This window comes from Chitinophaga sp. (assembly GCF_039596135.1).
In the GTDB taxonomy this organism is placed as follows: domain Bacteria; phylum Bacteroidota; class Bacteroidia; order Chitinophagales; family Chitinophagaceae; genus Chitinophaga.
On the sequence record NZ_JBCNKH010000002.1, the window covers coordinates 152,709 to 168,234 of the forward strand.

Annotated in this window: 15 protein-coding genes; 5 read left to right on the top strand and 10 right to left on the bottom strand. The window is 45.7% G+C overall.

Annotation, left to right across the window (positions count from 1 at the left end; genetic code table 11):
* Positions 1-63: 63 nt before the first annotated feature.
* From ABDW16_RS02615 to ABDW16_RS02655, 9 genes are all read right to left on the bottom strand, one after another.
* On the bottom strand, positions 64-1,311 hold the full coding sequence (locus ABDW16_RS02615; protein WP_343667560.1) for a GTP-binding protein: 1,248 nt from the start codon (positions 1,309-1,311) through the stop codon (positions 64-66).
* A 33-nt stretch (positions 1,312-1,344) separates the two neighbouring features.
* Complete coding sequence (cysD, locus tag ABDW16_RS02620) at positions 1,345-2,253, bottom strand: sulfate adenylyltransferase subunit CysD (RefSeq protein ID WP_343667561.1); 909 nt, start codon at positions 2,251-2,253, stop codon at positions 1,345-1,347.
* 81 nt (positions 2,254-2,334) lie between these two features.
* The gene (locus ABDW16_RS02625; protein ID WP_343667562.1) at positions 2,335-3,018 is read right to left on the bottom strand and encodes a phosphoadenylyl-sulfate reductase; all 684 of its coding nucleotides are present in this window, start codon (positions 3,016-3,018) and stop codon (positions 2,335-2,337) included.
* A gap of 136 nt (positions 3,019-3,154) precedes the next feature.
* A complete protein-coding gene (locus ABDW16_RS02630; RefSeq protein ID WP_343667563.1) occupies positions 3,155-3,580 on the bottom strand; it encodes an Rrf2 family transcriptional regulator in 426 nt (141 codons plus the stop codon).
* A gap of 30 nt (positions 3,581-3,610) precedes the next feature.
* Entirely contained in the window at positions 3,611-4,327 is a 717-nt protein-coding gene (gene dapB / locus ABDW16_RS02635) for a 4-hydroxy-tetrahydrodipicolinate reductase (RefSeq protein WP_343667564.1), read from the bottom strand.
* Between the two features lie 25 nt (positions 4,328-4,352).
* Positions 4,353-5,045, bottom strand: a complete 693-nt coding sequence (locus tag ABDW16_RS02640) for a DUF5683 domain-containing protein (RefSeq protein ID WP_343667565.1) — start codon at positions 5,043-5,045, stop codon at positions 4,353-4,355.
* A gap of 28 nt (positions 5,046-5,073) precedes the next feature.
* The gene (locus tag ABDW16_RS02645) at positions 5,074-6,006 is read right to left on the bottom strand and encodes a ParB/RepB/Spo0J family partition protein (RefSeq protein WP_343667566.1); all 933 of its coding nucleotides are present in this window, start codon (positions 6,004-6,006) and stop codon (positions 5,074-5,076) included.
* Positions 5,990-6,811 (bottom strand): AAA family ATPase, encoded by an 822-nt coding sequence (locus ABDW16_RS02650; protein ID WP_343667567.1) that lies wholly within the window; start codon positions 6,809-6,811, stop codon positions 5,990-5,992. Before ABDW16_RS02650 ends, ABDW16_RS02645 begins: the two co-directional genes overlap by 17 nt.
* A 99-nt stretch (positions 6,812-6,910) precedes the next feature.
* A complete protein-coding gene (locus ABDW16_RS02655) occupies positions 6,911-7,591 on the bottom strand; it encodes a metal-dependent hydrolase (protein ID WP_343667568.1) in 681 nt (226 codons plus the stop codon).
* Between the two features lie 350 nt (positions 7,592-7,941).
* Here ABDW16_RS02655 and ABDW16_RS02660 point away from each other — a divergent pair, with 350 nt between their 5' ends.
* The 5 genes from ABDW16_RS02660 (at position 7,942) to porQ (ending at position 14,764) form a co-directional block, all read left to right on the top strand.
* Complete coding sequence (locus ABDW16_RS02660) at positions 7,942-9,201, top strand: metallophosphoesterase (protein WP_343667569.1); 1,260 nt, start codon at positions 7,942-7,944, stop codon at positions 9,199-9,201.
* Between the two features lie 53 nt (positions 9,202-9,254).
* The gene (locus ABDW16_RS02665; protein WP_343667570.1) at positions 9,255-10,202 is read left to right on the top strand and encodes a hypothetical protein; all 948 of its coding nucleotides are present in this window, start codon (positions 9,255-9,257) and stop codon (positions 10,200-10,202) included.
* Positions 10,203-10,361: 159 nt separating this feature from the next.
* Complete coding sequence (locus ABDW16_RS02670) at positions 10,362-10,985, top strand: porin family protein (RefSeq protein ID WP_343667571.1); 624 nt, start codon at positions 10,362-10,364, stop codon at positions 10,983-10,985.
* A gap of 214 nt (positions 10,986-11,199) precedes the next feature.
* The gene (gene lon, locus ABDW16_RS02675) at positions 11,200-13,602 is read left to right on the top strand and encodes an endopeptidase La (RefSeq protein ID WP_343667572.1); all 2,403 of its coding nucleotides are present in this window, start codon (positions 11,200-11,202) and stop codon (positions 13,600-13,602) included.
* Between the two features lie 127 nt (positions 13,603-13,729).
* A complete protein-coding gene (porQ, locus tag ABDW16_RS02680) occupies positions 13,730-14,764 on the top strand; it encodes a type IX secretion system protein PorQ (RefSeq protein ID WP_343667573.1) in 1,035 nt (344 codons plus the stop codon).
* On the opposite strand, the gene ABDW16_RS02685 is transcribed toward porQ, so the two are convergent.
* On the bottom strand, positions 14,765-15,502 hold the full coding sequence (locus ABDW16_RS02685; RefSeq protein ID WP_343667574.1) for a pyridoxine 5'-phosphate synthase: 738 nt from the start codon (positions 15,500-15,502) through the stop codon (positions 14,765-14,767).
* Between the last annotated feature and the right edge of the window lie 24 nt (positions 15,503-15,526).

Genomic DNA, 15,526 nt, shown 5'->3' on the forward strand with positions numbered 1-15,526 from the left:
TACACCAGAATAATCCCAAAAAAGTCCTGCCTTTTGGCAGGACTTTTTAATTCAGTTATTCATTTATGCTACGAACCCAACTGCAACAGTCGAGTTACTAAACTCATCGATCAGTATGAACGCGCCATTAGCAGGATTTATGCTATACGCATCTGCAAAGATCGGGGCAGCGGTCTTAATTGCAATCTTACCAATATCATTCAATCCCATCTCTTTCTTATCTTCCACCAGTTTATTGGAAGTTACGTCTACCACTTCCAGCAGCTGTTGCACCTTTGCTTTCACACGGTTAATACCATGCTGCAGCAGGTAGGTTTTACCTGGCACCAGCTTTGTCTGATCCATCCAGCAGATGTTGGCAGTAATATCTTTCAGCAGGGCAGGGGCGTTACCCACCTTTGCCAGCATGCTACCACGGCTGGTATCTATTTCAGTTTCCAGTGTGATCACCACGCTCTCGCGAGCCTGTGCTACGTCCAGTTGTTTTTCAAACTGCCCGATAGACTTGATCCTGCTGGTTTGCTGAGAAGGCAGGGAAATGATTTCGTCACCTACGTTGAACTGCCCGCTTGCCACCTTACCGGCAAAACCGCGGAAGTCGTGGAAAGCTTCTGTTCTGGGACGAATCACAGACTGTACAGGGAAGCGTGCCGGATGGGTGCTGTCTGCATGGTCAAAAGTGATTTGTTCCAGGTATTCCAACAGCGATTCACCCTGGTACCAGCTGATCTTTTCAGATTTACCGGCTACATTCTCGCCATACAGGCTGGAAATAGGAATGAACTTGATAGAAGGAGCTTTAAAGCTGGCACTGGCTACGAGGCCCTGAAAATCTTCGACGATCTGGTTAAAACGTGCTTCGTTGTATTCAACCAGGTCCATTTTATTTACACATACTACCAGGTAAGGAATGCGCAGCAGGCTGGCAATAAAGAAGTGCCTGTAAGTTTGCTCCACAATACCTTTACGGGCGTCAATCAGGATCAGGGATACCTGTGCGTTGCTGGCACCGGTTACCATGTTCCTGGTATATTCCACGTGACCAGGTGTATCAGCAATGATATATTTACGGTTGGGCGTAGAGAAGTAAATATGTGCCACGTCGATAGTGATACCTTGTTCTCTTTCAGCTACCAGACCATCAGTGAGCAGGGACAGGTCAGTGAAGTCAAGTCCTTTGCGCTTGCTGGCAGCGTGCAACGCTTCCATTTTATCCTGGGGGATAGAGTTTGTATCATACAGCAGTCTGCCTATCAAAGTGCTTTTACCGTCATCCACACTGCCGGATGTAGTTATACGTAAAACCTCCATTTATTGAAATTTCAGAATGTTAAAAGTAATTGTTTAGAAATAACCTGCCTGCTTACGTTTTTCCATAGCAGCTTCCGAGCGTTTATCATCAATACGGGCGCCTCTTTCAGATATTTTGGCTTCCAGTATTTCAGAAATGATATCTTCCAGTTTATCAGCTTCGGAAATCACAGCAGCGGTACAGGTCATATCGCCTACGGTACGGAAGCGTACTTTCTGGCGGAACGGTACTTCTTCGTCTGTGGTATTCAGGAATGGAGAAGCTGGCCAATACATGCCATCTCTTTCGATGATATCTCTTTCGTGAGAGAAGTAGATAGAAGGAATTTCCAGCTTTTCTCTGCGTATATAGTTCCATACATCCAGCTCGGTCCAGTTGGAGATAGGGAATACACGAACGTTTTCGCCGATGTTGATTTTACCATTCAGCATGTCGAACAGTTCGGGACGTTGCATTTTAGCGTTCCATTGTCCAAATTCATCTCTTACGGAGAAGATTCTTTCTTTGGCACGGGCTTTTTCTTCATCACGGCGGGCACCACCTATACAAGCATCATACTTCAGCTCTTCGATAGCATCCAGCAGGGTAACCGTTTGCAGGGCGTTGCGGCTGGCATACTTTCCGGTTTCTTCCTGTACTTTTCCCTGGTCTATGCTATCCTGTACATTTCTTACTACCAGGTCCAGACCTAAGCTTTCAACCAGCCAGTCGCGGAATTGGATCGTTTCAGGGAAGTTGTGCCCTGTGTCAATATGTAATAAAGGAAAAGGACACTTACCTGGGTAAAAAGCCTTCTGAGCCAATCTTACGATGGTAATAGAATCTTTACCACCTGAGAATAAGATGGCCGGCCTTTCGAACTGAGCGGCCGTTTCACGTAAAATATAGATGGCCTCATCTTCTAATGCCTGCGGAAACTCCCACTGTATTTTATTACTCATATATCTTGGTTTAACTGCCCATCCCGGGAATGGGACCTTTTACCGTAAACAAAATTTTAACTGAAAAATACACGTAATCCTTTATCCGTGCAAGCCACATTCTTTCTTGGAGATTTCCCACCACCAGCGCCCTGCGCGTGGATGTTCTCCTGGTTCAATGGCCCTGGTACAAGGTGCACAGCCAATGCTGATGAAACCTTTGTCATGGAGCTTATTATAAGGTACGTTGTTCGTTTTCAGGTAGTCCAGCATCTGGTCAAATGTCCAGTTGATCAGTGGCTGGTATTTATATAGTTGCCGGCTTTCGTCCCATTCAATGTCGTGGAGCGACTGGCGGTTTTCCGATTGCTCGGCCCGCAGCCCTGTGATCCAGACTTTCACCCCTTGCAGTGCCCTGTTCAGCGGCACTACCTTGCGGATGTGACAGCATTCCTTGCGGTTTTCTACCGACTCGTAAAAGCTGTTGGGACCTTTTTCCCTGAGTAGCGTTTCTACACTCGAGGTTTCAGGGAAGTAGACTTCAAAGTTTTGCTTATAACGGGCGCGGGTCAGATCCATAAGATCGTAGGTCTCCTGGAAGAGACGTCCCGTATCCAGTGTGAAAACCCTTACAGGGATGTTGTGGCGCCATATCATGTCGGCAATGACCTGATCTTCTTGTCCAAAGGAGGTGGAAAATGCCACTGCTCCGGGGAACGCTGCTGCCAGCCAGGCCATTGCTGCGGGTGCATCAAGGCCTTCAATTGCTTGTCTGATGTCTTTCATCGTAATAAAAAAAACTTCCTTAGCTTCTTACAAAATTACATAAACTCTATAAAAAAGATAGACTTATTTTGATAAACTGATCTTAAAAAAAAATCCCGCTACGTAATGTAGCGGGATTTAATTGATAATCAGTTTCTTAGATAGTTACCTGTCTGGTTAAGATATCCTTTAAGGTCTTGTTTTCCAGAATTTTCAGGGAAGCATCCCGCACTTTACTCATCACCTCGTGGAGCCCGCATACCGCCTCATCCTTACAGTTTTCACATCGCTCATAGTAGTTCAGGCTCACGCATGGCAGCAGGGCAATGGCCCCGTCCAGCAGGCGGATGATTTTAGCCAGGGCAATCTCTTTAGGCGGCTTCATCAGGTAATAGCCACCGCCTTTTCCCTTTTTACTTCCCAGTATACCGGCGTTTTTCAACTCCAGCAAAATGTTTTCCAGGAACTTAATGGATATATTTTTTTCCTGTGCAATTTCAGATATCAGGATAGGTCCTTTATCTTGATTCTCTGCCAGGTGAATAAGTGCATGAAAAGCGTATTGTGTTTTTTTCGATAGCATACTTATACAAAGATAATCCCTTTTTATTTACTATAGGCTTAACACATCCTTCATACCAAACACTCCTTTTTTGCCCTGAATCCATTCAGCGGCTACGACTGCACCAGCAGCAAATCCTTCCCTGGAATGGGCGGTATGCGTGATAGTGATGTCGTCGATAGGCGAGGTATAGCTGACGATATGTGTGCCCGGTGCCGGATCTATTCTTTTGGAAATGATGGACAGTTCGGCGGGTGCTGTGGTTTCATTGTTTACCCAGTTTTGCTTCCTGGTTACTTTTTCCAGCACCTGTTCTGCCAGGGAGATGGCTGTACCACTTGGCGCATCGCGCTTTTGTGTGTGGTGAATCTCTTCCATCTGTACATTGTACTGTGGCTGGTGAGCCATTAGTTCGGCCAGTCGCTTATTAACTTCGAAGAAGATATTTACGCCAATGCTGAAGTTACTTGCATACAGGAATGCCTGATGTTTTTCAACGCACAGCGCTGTTACCGCTGGCAGTTTTTCCAGCCAGCCGGTGCTGCCGCAGATTACGGGTACATTGGCTTCAAAACACTTCAGGATATTATTGTAGGCAGTTTCTGGTCCGGTAAATTCGATGGCCACATCGGCTTTTTGCAGGGTTTCCTTATTCAGGAGGTCCTGGTTGTCCTTATCAATGCGGGCTACGATCTCATGTCCTTTTGCAACGGCAATGGCTTCTATTGCCTTGCCCATTTTCCCATAACCAATTAACGCTATTTTCATCCTTTGTATGTTGATTGTATGTGTGTTACCATTTGGTAGGAGCGGCCATGGCCAGTGAATTCACAGACTTTCTTTTTGGGCCCCCCAGGTTTATTTTGATGCTTACGCCCAGTGCACGGTTATCGATCACGGTAGGGGTGATTTTCATACTCAGGTCGTCGCTCATATCAAAGTTACGCAGGTGGGCAAATACGGTTGCATCCACGATATTGAGGCCATATGCGAGTACGAATACGAGTACGGAGTAATCTACGTATTCCCGGTATCCGTCGCGCAGGTATTTCAGACCGGCATCACTGTACAGACCTACGTAGTCGTCTACGGTATCTGCGTTGCCATCCATACGTATACGGTAGGCATCGCGGTAGGTTCTGTATTTATTCATATTGAAGATATACGTACCGGTAGTGATACCGAGTGCCGCATAAATGAGTGGCAATTTCCAATATTCCCTGTTATAGATCTGGCCCAGACCTGGCAGTACTGCTGAGTAGAGGGCCGCCTTGCGGGGACTATGAATGGGTGGTTGTAATATGGGACCAGCAGAGTCTTTTTTAACTACTGTTGCTGAATCCTTTTTAGTAATAAAAAGATGGGCACTGTCCTTACGGTTATCCGGCTGTTGTTTTTTCAACCATTCAGCTTTGGTACTGTCCTGTGCATTGGCAGTAGTATGTAATAAACACAATACCGGCAAGGCCAGGAAACAAATGCGCAATAAAAAATGAAGTATGTTTCCGGACTTTTTAGCCACCGTATAAGTCTATTTTTTCTAATATACTATCCAGTTCTTCGTCAGAGTAGAACTCGATCGTTACGCTTCCTTTACCGTTCTTGTTTCTATCCAGTTTCACTTTTGTAGCAAAGTGGCTGGCCAGGTTATCTTCTATTTTCTGATAAGGAGGAGGTAATGTGCTTTTAGCTGGTTTTTTTACATTTCCTTTATCAATATGGGTAGTTTTCCGCACCAGTTCTTCGGTCTGGCGTACAGAAAGGCCGTTTTGCATGATCTCATTGAAGATGAAGAGTTGTTTTTCCACATTTTCAACGGCGATCAGGGCACGGGCATGCCCCATACTGATTTGTCCGTTTCTCACGGCTACCTGGATGTCAGGTGGCAGTTTGAGTAGGCGGATATAGTTGGTTACCGTACTTCTTTCTTTGCCCATACGGTCAGCCACCTGTTCCTGGGTGAGCATCACCTCGTCCATGAGGCGTTTGTAGCTCAGGCCAATTTCAATGGCATTCAGATTTTCCCGCTGTAAGTTCTCCAGCAGGGCCAGTTCCAGCAGTTCCTGATCGTTTGCCTGGCGGATGTAGGCAGGAATGTCTTTCAGGCCCGCCATCCGGCTTGCGCGCAATCGGCGTTCACCTGCTATCAGCTGGTATTTTTTGGGCCCCAGTTTTGACACGGTAATCGGCTGGATTACGTCGTGCAAAGAAATGGACATACTCAGTTCCTGCAAAGCCTTCTCATCGAAGTCCCGGCGCGGCTGTTTGGGATTGATGTCAATCTGGTCCAGCGGAAGACGCTCAATACCAGTGGCCTGTGTTACCACCTGCGCATTGAGAGCGTTGGAAGTTTGCTTCAGGTCAGTATCAATGTTTGCCAGCAGCGAGCGGATACCTTTACCCAGCGCCTCTTTCTTATTAGGAGTGCCCTTACTCTGATTGCTCATTGTTGATTGCTAATATTTTATCTTCAAGGTTAATACGTGTGAAATTATTCTTTTGCAGTATTTCCTTGGCAAGGTTCAGGTAATTGATAGCACCTGTACTTGCCGCGTCGTACATGATCACAGATTTACCGAAACTAGGGGCTTCGCCCAGTTTGGTATTGCGGTGAATAATTGTATTGAACACGCTTTCTTCAAAATGTTGTTTCACTTCGTCCACGACCTGGTTGCTCAGGCGGAGGCGGCCATCATACATGGTCATGAGGATACCTTCGATAGCCAGGCTGGTATTCAGGCGGCTCTGAACAATTTTTATGGTATTCAATAACTTGCCCAGACCTTCCAGTGCGAAAAACTCACACTGTACTGGAATGATCACAGAGTCAGATGCCACCAGGGCATTCACGGTGATCAGACCCAGGGAGGGAGAGCAGTCTACTATTACAAAGTCATATTCATCCCGCACACCATCTATTACCTGCTTCATCACCTGCTCCCTGTTCGGGTGGTTGATGAGCTCCAGTTCAGCACCTACCAGATCAATATGGGAGGGGAGTACTTTCAGGTTCGGAGTATCCGATTCCAGCGTCACGTCCTTGGCCTGAACATCGTTTACCATACAGTCGTATAAACTCTGCTGTATGTTGCGGAGGTCAAAGCCCAAACCGGTGGTGCTATTGGCCTGGGGGTCGGCATCCACCAGCAGTGTTTTGTACTCCAGCACTGCCAGGCTGCTTGCCAGGTTAATAGCGCTGGTAGTTTTTCCTACCCCACCTTTTTGATTCGCGATTGCAATTACTCTTGCCATTGTTGATTAGGTATTTCTTAGGTTTACTATAGGATAATAAATAGGCCATGGCTTATAAGACAATAGTCGTTTCACCATGGATGTAATATATATTTATTCTTATAAATCGATAGTAGTTCCTATTGCGGGTAAAAGCAATTCCAAACCTGCCTGTGCAAACTGTTGTTTCGTCTTCTCGTGATCTATCTTAATATAACCGAATGTATCGTAGTGAATACCAACAATCCTTTTACAATCAATGAATTCTGCAGCTACGATCGCATCTGCTGCTCCCATAGTGAAGTTATCCCCAACGGGTAACACTGCAAAATCTAATTTCGCCCAGCGGGGAATCAGTTGCATATCCATGGTCAAACCGGTATCGCCTGAAAAATAGAAATTACCTTCTGCTGTGGTGAACACGTAGCCTACAGGGTTACCGCCATACGATCCGTCGGGCATAGAGCTGGTATGGGTAGCAACTACACACTTTACGGTACCAAAGTCAAAGTTCCACTTACCACCTATGTTCATAGGGTGACCTTTTTCCACTCCCTGTCCCTTTGCCCAGCCCAAAACTTCGGGTACGGCTACCACAGTTGCCTGTGTGCGTTTTGCCAAAGGAACCAGGTCGGCAATATGGTCTTCATGACCATGAGACATAAATATATAGTCAGCTTCCAGTGTATTGACATCAATAGACTTCGCTAACTCATTGTATGTGATAAACGGATCAAAAACGATCTTTTTCCCCTTAATCTCTACTGCAAAACAGGAATGGCCGTAATATGTAAGCTTCATATCTTTCTAAGTGTCTTTATGCATTAACAATCAATAAATTAGAATACACCAGTCCGCAAATTCAATGCCACTGTACTATTCATCGACCATTATGCCTATAAATTACCCAAGTTCGACAAAAGTACAACGATTAAAGAAAATTCAGCAGAGGGGGTATATTTATTTATTCACAGAATTGCTTATTTTTTATTGTTAATTAATTAAAAACCAATTATTTATTGCGGAATGTTAAATGAAATAGAAAAAAAGTAATGTTCCATGCAATATGTTCCACGCTCATTCGTCTACCTATTTTTAGCAAGGGTCGCACTATTTTTGTAAGACTAATTATAATAAGATAAGATAAGCAGATGCGCGCAGGACTAAACACATTCATACTAGCCGGACTACTATTTTTACTTGATTTATATGTATTTATGGCCATCAGGGCCGTCTTTTACGGCGCAGCTGCCCGTGTAAAGACCATTGCTTTCAGCACTTACTGGGTCATTTCGGCATTGATTATACTCCTGGTGGTACTCTTGCCATACGTTCACTGGCAGGATTGGTCCAGGCACGCCAGGGGTTATGTACTTACGATCATCTTTGCCGTCGTGTTTGCCAAATTGCTGGTTGCCGTATTCCTGTTGTTAGATGACCTGCGCAGGGGAGTCACCTGGATTATTCAGCGGTTTTCCACACCGGCTGCCACAGACGTGACTGTGCGGGGTATTTCCCGCTCCCGTTTCCTCACCCAGCTGGCATTGATCACTGGCGGGGGCATGTTCGCCACCTTTATATATGGTCTCTCCAATAAATATAGTTATAAGGTGAGGCAGATGAAGCTCACCTTCAAAAACCTGCCACCAGCCTTTAAAGGGCTGAAAATATTACAACTCTCTGATATCCACTCCGGTAGCTTTGATAATTATGACGCCGTTCGCAAGGGGGTGGAAATGATCAATGCACAAAAGGCTGATATCGTATTGTTTACCGGTGACCTGGTGAATGAACTGGCGGAGGAAATGGACCAGTATAAATCCCTGTTCAGCCAGATCAAAGCCCCTATGGGCGTATACTCCACATTGGGTAACCACGACTATGGCGATTATCACGCATGGCCTGACAAAGATGCCAGCGGGTTTAGTCACCTGCGTATGCAAAACCTCGAAGCCGTGAAACAGGTACATGCCGATATGGGGTGGCGCCTGATGATGAATGAACACGTGGTGCTGGAAAAAGAGGGACAACAAATTGGTTTACTGGGTATTGAGAACTGGAGTGCCATGGCCCGTTTTCCCAAATACGGCGACATGAAGAAAGCTTATGAAGGCGCTGAACACCTGCCCTTTAAAATATTAATGTCACACGACCCCTCCCATTGGGATGCACAGGTCAGAACAGAGTACCCCGATATTGATCTGATGCTGGCGGGACATACCCATGGAATGCAATTCGGCGTCGAAATTCCCGGATTCAAATGGAGTCCTTCCCGTTTCGTCTTTAAAGAGTGGGCAGGATTGTACAAGGAAGGGAATCAGCGCCTGTATGTAAACCGTGGTTTTGGCTTTCTCGGGTATCCTGGCAGGGTAGGTATCTTGCCCGAAATAACCGTCATTGAGCTCGTCTAAACAGTATTGTTAATTTATTTCGCTTATCTTGCAGCTAGTTAAACGCTTCGTGCATGCGCCGCTGCTTTTGTATTTTCTTATTTCTGTTTTGTAGTCAGGCTGTATGGAGCCAGTCCCTTGCCGAACTGGAAAAACAACTTGACTCCTTGCTGAAGAAGCGGGAGAAGAGTGAATTGATAGTAGGGGTAGGATATGGTAACAACCCTGCTTACGGTAGTAAAGTGAATAATGGAGAACGGCCGGTGGTTATGAAGACCTTCCTGTCTCCTACAATTGGATATTATCATAAAAGTGGAATTTATGGTACTGCCAGCAATTACTATCTGTTCAACTCAATTGGTACGCCATGGTTTGAATGGGATTTTTCTGCAGGGTACGATTATTCCAAGAGCAAGCATTTTATGACTGGCATATCCTATACCAGGTATATCTTCGCCGATTCTGCCGATGTTCCGGCTACTCCTATTAATAATGAGTTGTTCGCTTACTTCTATTACCGCGACTGGTGGGTACAACCCGGTATCAGTGTAGATTTCGGTTGGGGCAGTTGTGAAGAGGTGATCGGCCCTAAAGGACCAAATGGCGAACCTGCACCCACCCACAACCTGTCTGGCAACGACTTTAACATCGTGGCAGCCGTGCGCCATCCTTTTATTTTTGTAGATGTACTGAAAAAGGAGGATGCCCTTCTCTTGACACCTTCGGTGGGTCTGACCACGGGTACCGCCCGGTATTACAGCAACTTACGTGCATTCCAATATATCTCCCGTTCACCATGGATGAAAGGAGATGAGCCACATGAAATATTTCATCCTGAAACGACACGTTCGAAACACACGGGATTTGAAGTGCGGGCATTGGATCTGACAGTAAGTGCCTCCTATATTCTTGGAAAAGTTACATTCGCACCGTCCTTCACCGTATTCCAACCATTCCAGGGCGAGGATAAGAAGATTGTAAGCTACTTCACTGCTCGTATTGCCTATACATTAAAAAAATAGGCTTCTTATTTCCTTCACATTTTCATACGATAAGAATTGTAGCATAGAATTTGCTCACATCGCTATGTTAGCGTAGGGGTATTTTCTGTGGGGCTCGTCATATAATAGAAAAACCATTTATCCGTTTACTTAAAAACCTTGTTGATTAAAAAACGCTATATGAAAAAACTGTTTTTCGCCGCGGCAGTACTGTGTGTGACTGCATTCTCTTCTACTGCTGTTAATGCCCAAACCAAATTCTTACGCTTTGGTCTGAAAGGCGGTGCCAACCTGGGAAAACTGGATGGTAAAGGTTACAAGGATGGTTTCAACCTTGGCTACCACCTGGGTGGTTTCGCACAGGTGAACCTGACTAAGGGTTTCGGCGTACAGGGTGAATTGATCTTCTCTTCTACCAAAACCAAGACAACCAGCGACTTCAGTGAAGTATATAACCCTGATAACCTGAATGATCCGGAAAACAACAATAAAAAGATTAGCCTGAACTACCTGAGCATTCCGATCCTGGCAAACTTCTCTCTGGGTAGCCCTCGTATCAAACTGCAGGTGGGTCCTCAGTTTAGTGCACTGGTATCTGACAAGAATGTATTCAAAGGCGCAAATGATGCCTTCAATGGTGGCGACATTTCTGGCGTGGCTGGTTTGTGGATTCAACTGCCAATTGTGAATATCAGCGCCCGTTATATTTTAGGCTTCACAGATGTGAAGAATGTAAGTGATGTGACAAATTCCGGTAACTGGAAAAACCAGGCGATTCAGCTGGGTGTTGGTGTGACATTGTAATCATAATTCTTAAAATAAGAAACTCGCTTTTGCCACAGGTAAAAGCGAGTTTTTATTTTAAACTTAACTGAAAGGGTATTACGTATATTAATAATAGAATACCCTTTTCCTTTTTCGTGGCATTAATCTTGACAATATACCTATGCTTAGAAAAAAGGCGAAAAGAAGAGCCACTGGCTGACAAATTGGCTACTTTTTGAATTAAATTACGGAGATGAATAGATTTTACTTAACGAATTCGGAAGAGGAAATGGAATTCATGCCAATCATCCCTCTGAATGAAGAAGGGGAGGGGCAGGAAGAGGATAATATACCCGATGAGCTGGCACTCTTACCTTTGAGAAATACGGTACTTTTCCCTGGTGTGGTATTGCCCATCACGGTTGGCAGAGATAAATCCATTAAGGCTGTAAACGATGCCTATCGCGGCGATAAACTCATTGGGGTAGTCGCACAAAAGGATAGCACTGTGGAAGACCCTATCATTGCCGATCTGGCAGAGGTGGGTACGGTAGCCCGTATCGTAAAACTGATTAAAATGCCCGATGGCGGTACTACCATCATCATTCAGGGGCGCAAGAGATTTAAAATCAACGAGATCGTTGCTGAAGATCCCTACTTCAAAGCACGGATCGATATATTGAACGATGAGATTGTAAAAGACGATCCTGAGTTTGACGCATACATTTCTACCATCAAGGACCTGGCAGGACAAATCATTCAATTGTCCCCAAATCTGCCGTCAGAAGCCAGCATCATTCTCAAGAATATTGAAAATGAATCTTTCCTGGTGCACTTCGTCTCGTCTAATCTGAACAGCGAACTGAAAGAAAAGCAGCAACTGCTGGAAATCAACAACCTGCGCACCCGTGCCGAACTCCTGCTCAAACTGTTGCAGGTAGAATTGCAGCTGGCAGAGCTGAAAAATAAGATCACCAACAAGACCAAGGCGGATCTTGACAAACAGCAACGTGAATATTTCCTGCAGCAACAGCTCAAATCCATCAAGGAAGAACTGGGAGGCGACAGCAACGACCGTGAGGTAAAGGACCTCCAGCGCAAAGCAGAGAAGAAAAAGTGGACAGAAGCTGCCGGAGAACTTTTCCGCAAGGGGATTGAAAAACTGGAGCGTATGCACCCCAGCACCCCTGACTACTCAGTGGTGTATAATCACCTGGACCTGATGCTGGACCTGCCATGGCAGGAATATACCGAAGATAGCTACGACCTGAAAAAGGCGAAAAAGATATTGGACAATGACCATTATGGTATGGACAAGATCAAAGAGCGCATTGTTGAATACCTGGCCGTTTTGAAGCTGAAAGGTGACATGAAGTCTCCCATCCTCTGCTTTGTAGGCCCTCCGGGTATCGGTAAAACCTCCCTGGGGCGTTCCATTGCCAGCGCCATTGGCCGTAAATATGTACGTCTTAGCCTGGGTGGTCTGCACGATGAAAGTGAGATTCGTGGTCACCGTAAAACATATATCGGGGCTATGCCTGGCCGCATCCTGCAGAGCATTCGCAAGGTGAAAACCTCCAACCCGGTAATGATCCTGGACGAAATTGATAAAATTGGCAACGATCACCGGGGCGATCCAAGTTCAGCTATGCTGGAAGTACTGGACCCTGAGCAGAACGGCACCTTTTACGATAACTACCTGGAGCTGGAATATGACCTGAGCAAGGTCCTGTTCATCGCTACAGCCAACGATATTAACGCTATTAGTCCTGCGCTGCGTGACCGCCTGGAAATCATTGACCTGAGTGGTTACTCCGTCGAAGAAAAAGTGGAAATCGCCAAGCGCCACCTGATTCCCAAGCAGAAAGAAGCCCATGGCCTCAAGCAGCTGAAAATGAGGATCAGCAACGGTGTGCTGGACAGAATTATCCAGGACTATACCCGCGAAAGCGGTGTGCGTGAACTGGACAGGCAAATAGCGTCTATCATGCGCTCCCTGGCCAAGGATGTAGCACTGGAAGAAGAGCTACCAGATAGTCTGACCGAAGAACATGTGGAAGAAATTCTGGGCAAGGCCCGTTATTCCAACGAAATCTACAAGGTAGGTAATCCTCCGGGTGTGGCCGTTGGTCTGGCCTGGACCTATGTAGGTGGAGATATCCTCTTTATCGAAAGCAGCCTTAGTGAAGGCAAGGGCGACCTGCAGCTGACCGGTAACCTGGGCAATGTGATGAAGGAATCTGCCAGCACGGCACTAAGCTATTTGCAGGCCAATGCACACCAGTTCAATATCAATTCAAAGCTGTTCAGGGAAAAGAATGTACACATTCACGTACCTGAAGGCGCTGTACCAAAGGATGGTCCAAGTGCTGGTATCACCATGCTTACGGCTTTAACTTCGGCATTCACAGGCAGAAAGGTGAAATCTTACCTGGCTATGACGGGCGAAATTACCCTGAGGGGACAGGTATTGCCGGTAGGAGGTATCAAGGAAAAAATTCTGGCTGCCAAAAGGGCGGGGATTAAGGAAATTATCCTTTGTTGGCAGAATGAGAAAGATATCAAGGAAATTAATCCCGATTATATCAAAGGGGTAAAGTTCCATTTTGTAAAAGAAATGAACCAAGTGATCGATATAGCGTTATTAAAGAAGTAACAAGTCTATTCCGGCCCTTTTCACAGTTGGGACCGAATGGATATATGTTGATTGTTTTAAGGGTTTTAAAGTAAGGCCATGCTGCTCCCCGGCAGGATGGCCTTATTGTTTTTGTATATTTGTCTAAATGTACCGACTTATATTCCTATTCCTCCTCCTTACCCAATCCGCTATTGCCCAGGTACTGGGAGGGAAAACCACATTTGCCTTCTTAGATCTTCCCGTATCTCCGGCACAAACTGCCCTTGGCAGCGTCAATGTGAGCCAGCAGGGAAATGATATTGCGCTTTCTTCACTGAACCCGGCATTGTTACGCCCGGATATGCATTCAAATCTGCAACTCAATTATACCAGTTATTTTGCGGATGTGCTGTATGCTAATGTTTTATTTGGCTATTATGCTGAAAAGTTGGGGACCACTTTTGGGGGTGGTATTCAATATATTGACTACGGCTCAGTTACACAAACGGATGCCACCGGCAGCATTCAGGGTTCTTTTCGCCCCCGCGATATGGCGATCCAGGTGACAGCCTCCCGCCAGTATTTAGAAAAATGGCATTATGGGGCTACTTTACAATTCGTGCAATCCCGCTACCAGCAGTACAATTCTACGGGTCTTGTATTGCACTTTGGGCTCACTTACGAAGATACTGCTCACCATTGGCAGGCAGGTTTGCTGGCAAAGAACATGGGCTTACAGCTGAGTACTTATACACCCGGCAACCAGGAGCCTTTACCATTCGATTTACAGGTTGGGATTTCAAAAAAGCTGAACCAGTTGCCATTGCAATTGTCCGCCACGCTCCATCACATTTATCAATACGACGTGCGATATGCAGATCCCGGGTTCCAGGAAAGCAGTTTAATCACCAACGGCGATACGGTAAAAACAAGTGGACAGGCCGTAGATAAAATATTCAGGCATTTTGTACTGGCAGCACATTGGGAAATAGGGCACTATGTGACGCTGACAGCGGGGTACAATCATCTGCGCAGGCAGGAATTATCAGATCCCCGGTTAAGGGGTTTGAGTGGATTTTCTGCAGGGGTAGGAGTGGTGACGAGAAAAATCCAACTTCGTTATGCGAGGGCCTGGTATCAGCGCAGTGCTGCGCTGAACCAGTTCGGAATAAATTTGCCCCTGAAGGAATGGAGTTATTAATTACTCCGTGGCCTTCAGCTGTCGCTTATACAATTGAATAGTATTTTCCAGTCCCAGGTACAGCGCATCACATACCAATGCGTGACCGATGGATACCTCTTTCAGTTGCGGAATATGCAGCTTGAAGAAGCGCAGGTTGTCCAGGTTTAAATCGTGGCCTGCATTGATATCCAACCCGATAGCAGTAGCAGCACGGGCAGTATTTTTATAATCATTGAGGAGTTGGAAGTTCTGTTGTTGTGTTCTTGCATTGTTAAATTCTTCTGCATAGGGACCGGTGTACAATTCAATTCTGTCAGCACCGGCAGTTTTAGCTGCTTCTACTTTTTCAGGTTCCGCATTCAGGAAGATAGACACCCTGATACCAGCGGCTTTGAATGTACTGATTACCTCTTTCAGAAATGACTGGTTAGCAATAGTATCCCATCCGGTATTGGAAGTAATAGCATTAGGCGGATCGGGTACCAGTGTAACCTGTTCTGGTTTTACAGACAGTACCAGGTCGATAAATTCTTTCGAAGGATAGCCCTCGATATTGAATTCTGTAGTGACTAATGGCTTCAGGTCTAATACGTCCTGATAACGGATATGACGTTCATCTGGTCTGGGGTGAACAGTGATGCCATCGGCACCAAAACGTTCGCAATCCTGCGCTACTTTCAAAATATCCGGGAGGTTACCGCCTCTGGCATTGCGCAGGGTAGCAAACTTGTTAATATTTACGCTCAACTTTGTCATATGACAAAAGTAACGGTAAAGCCA

Coding starts and splice junctions, on each gene's coding strand:
- ABDW16_RS02665 (WP_343667570.1), top strand. CDS start 9,255: ATGCGCCGCTGCTTTTGTATTTTCTTATTTCTGTTTTGTAGTCAGGCT.
- porQ (WP_343667573.1), top strand. CDS start 13,730: ATGTACCGACTTATATTCCTATTCCTCCTCCTTACCCAATCCGCTATT.
- ABDW16_RS02645 (WP_343667566.1), bottom strand. CDS start 6,006: ATGAGCAATCAGAGTAAGGGCACTCCTAATAAGAAAGAGGCGCTGGGT.
- dapB (WP_343667564.1), bottom strand. CDS start 4,327: ATGAAAATAGCGTTAATTGGTTATGGGAAAATGGGCAAGGCAATAGAA.
- ABDW16_RS02630 (WP_343667563.1), bottom strand. CDS start 3,580: ATGCTATCGAAAAAAACACAATACGCTTTTCATGCACTTATTCACCTG.
- ABDW16_RS02650 (WP_343667567.1), bottom strand. CDS start 6,811: ATGGCAAGAGTAATTGCAATCGCGAATCAAAAAGGTGGGGTAGGAAAA.
- lon (WP_343667572.1), top strand. CDS start 11,200: ATGAATAGATTTTACTTAACGAATTCGGAAGAGGAAATGGAATTCATG.
- ABDW16_RS02625 (WP_343667562.1), bottom strand. CDS start 3,018: ATGAAAGACATCAGACAAGCAATTGAAGGCCTTGATGCACCCGCAGCA.
- ABDW16_RS02685 (WP_343667574.1), bottom strand. CDS start 15,502: ATGACAAAGTTGAGCGTAAATATTAACAAGTTTGCTACCCTGCGCAAT.
- ABDW16_RS02615 (WP_343667560.1), bottom strand. CDS start 1,311: ATGGAGGTTTTACGTATAACTACATCCGGCAGTGTGGATGACGGTAAA.
- ABDW16_RS02660 (WP_343667569.1), top strand. CDS start 7,942: ATGCGCGCAGGACTAAACACATTCATACTAGCCGGACTACTATTTTTA.
- cysD (WP_343667561.1), bottom strand. CDS start 2,253: ATGAGTAATAAAATACAGTGGGAGTTTCCGCAGGCATTAGAAGATGAG.
- ABDW16_RS02670 (WP_343667571.1), top strand. CDS start 10,362: ATGAAAAAACTGTTTTTCGCCGCGGCAGTACTGTGTGTGACTGCATTC.
- ABDW16_RS02655 (WP_343667568.1), bottom strand. CDS start 7,591: ATGAAGCTTACATATTACGGCCATTCCTGTTTTGCAGTAGAGATTAAG.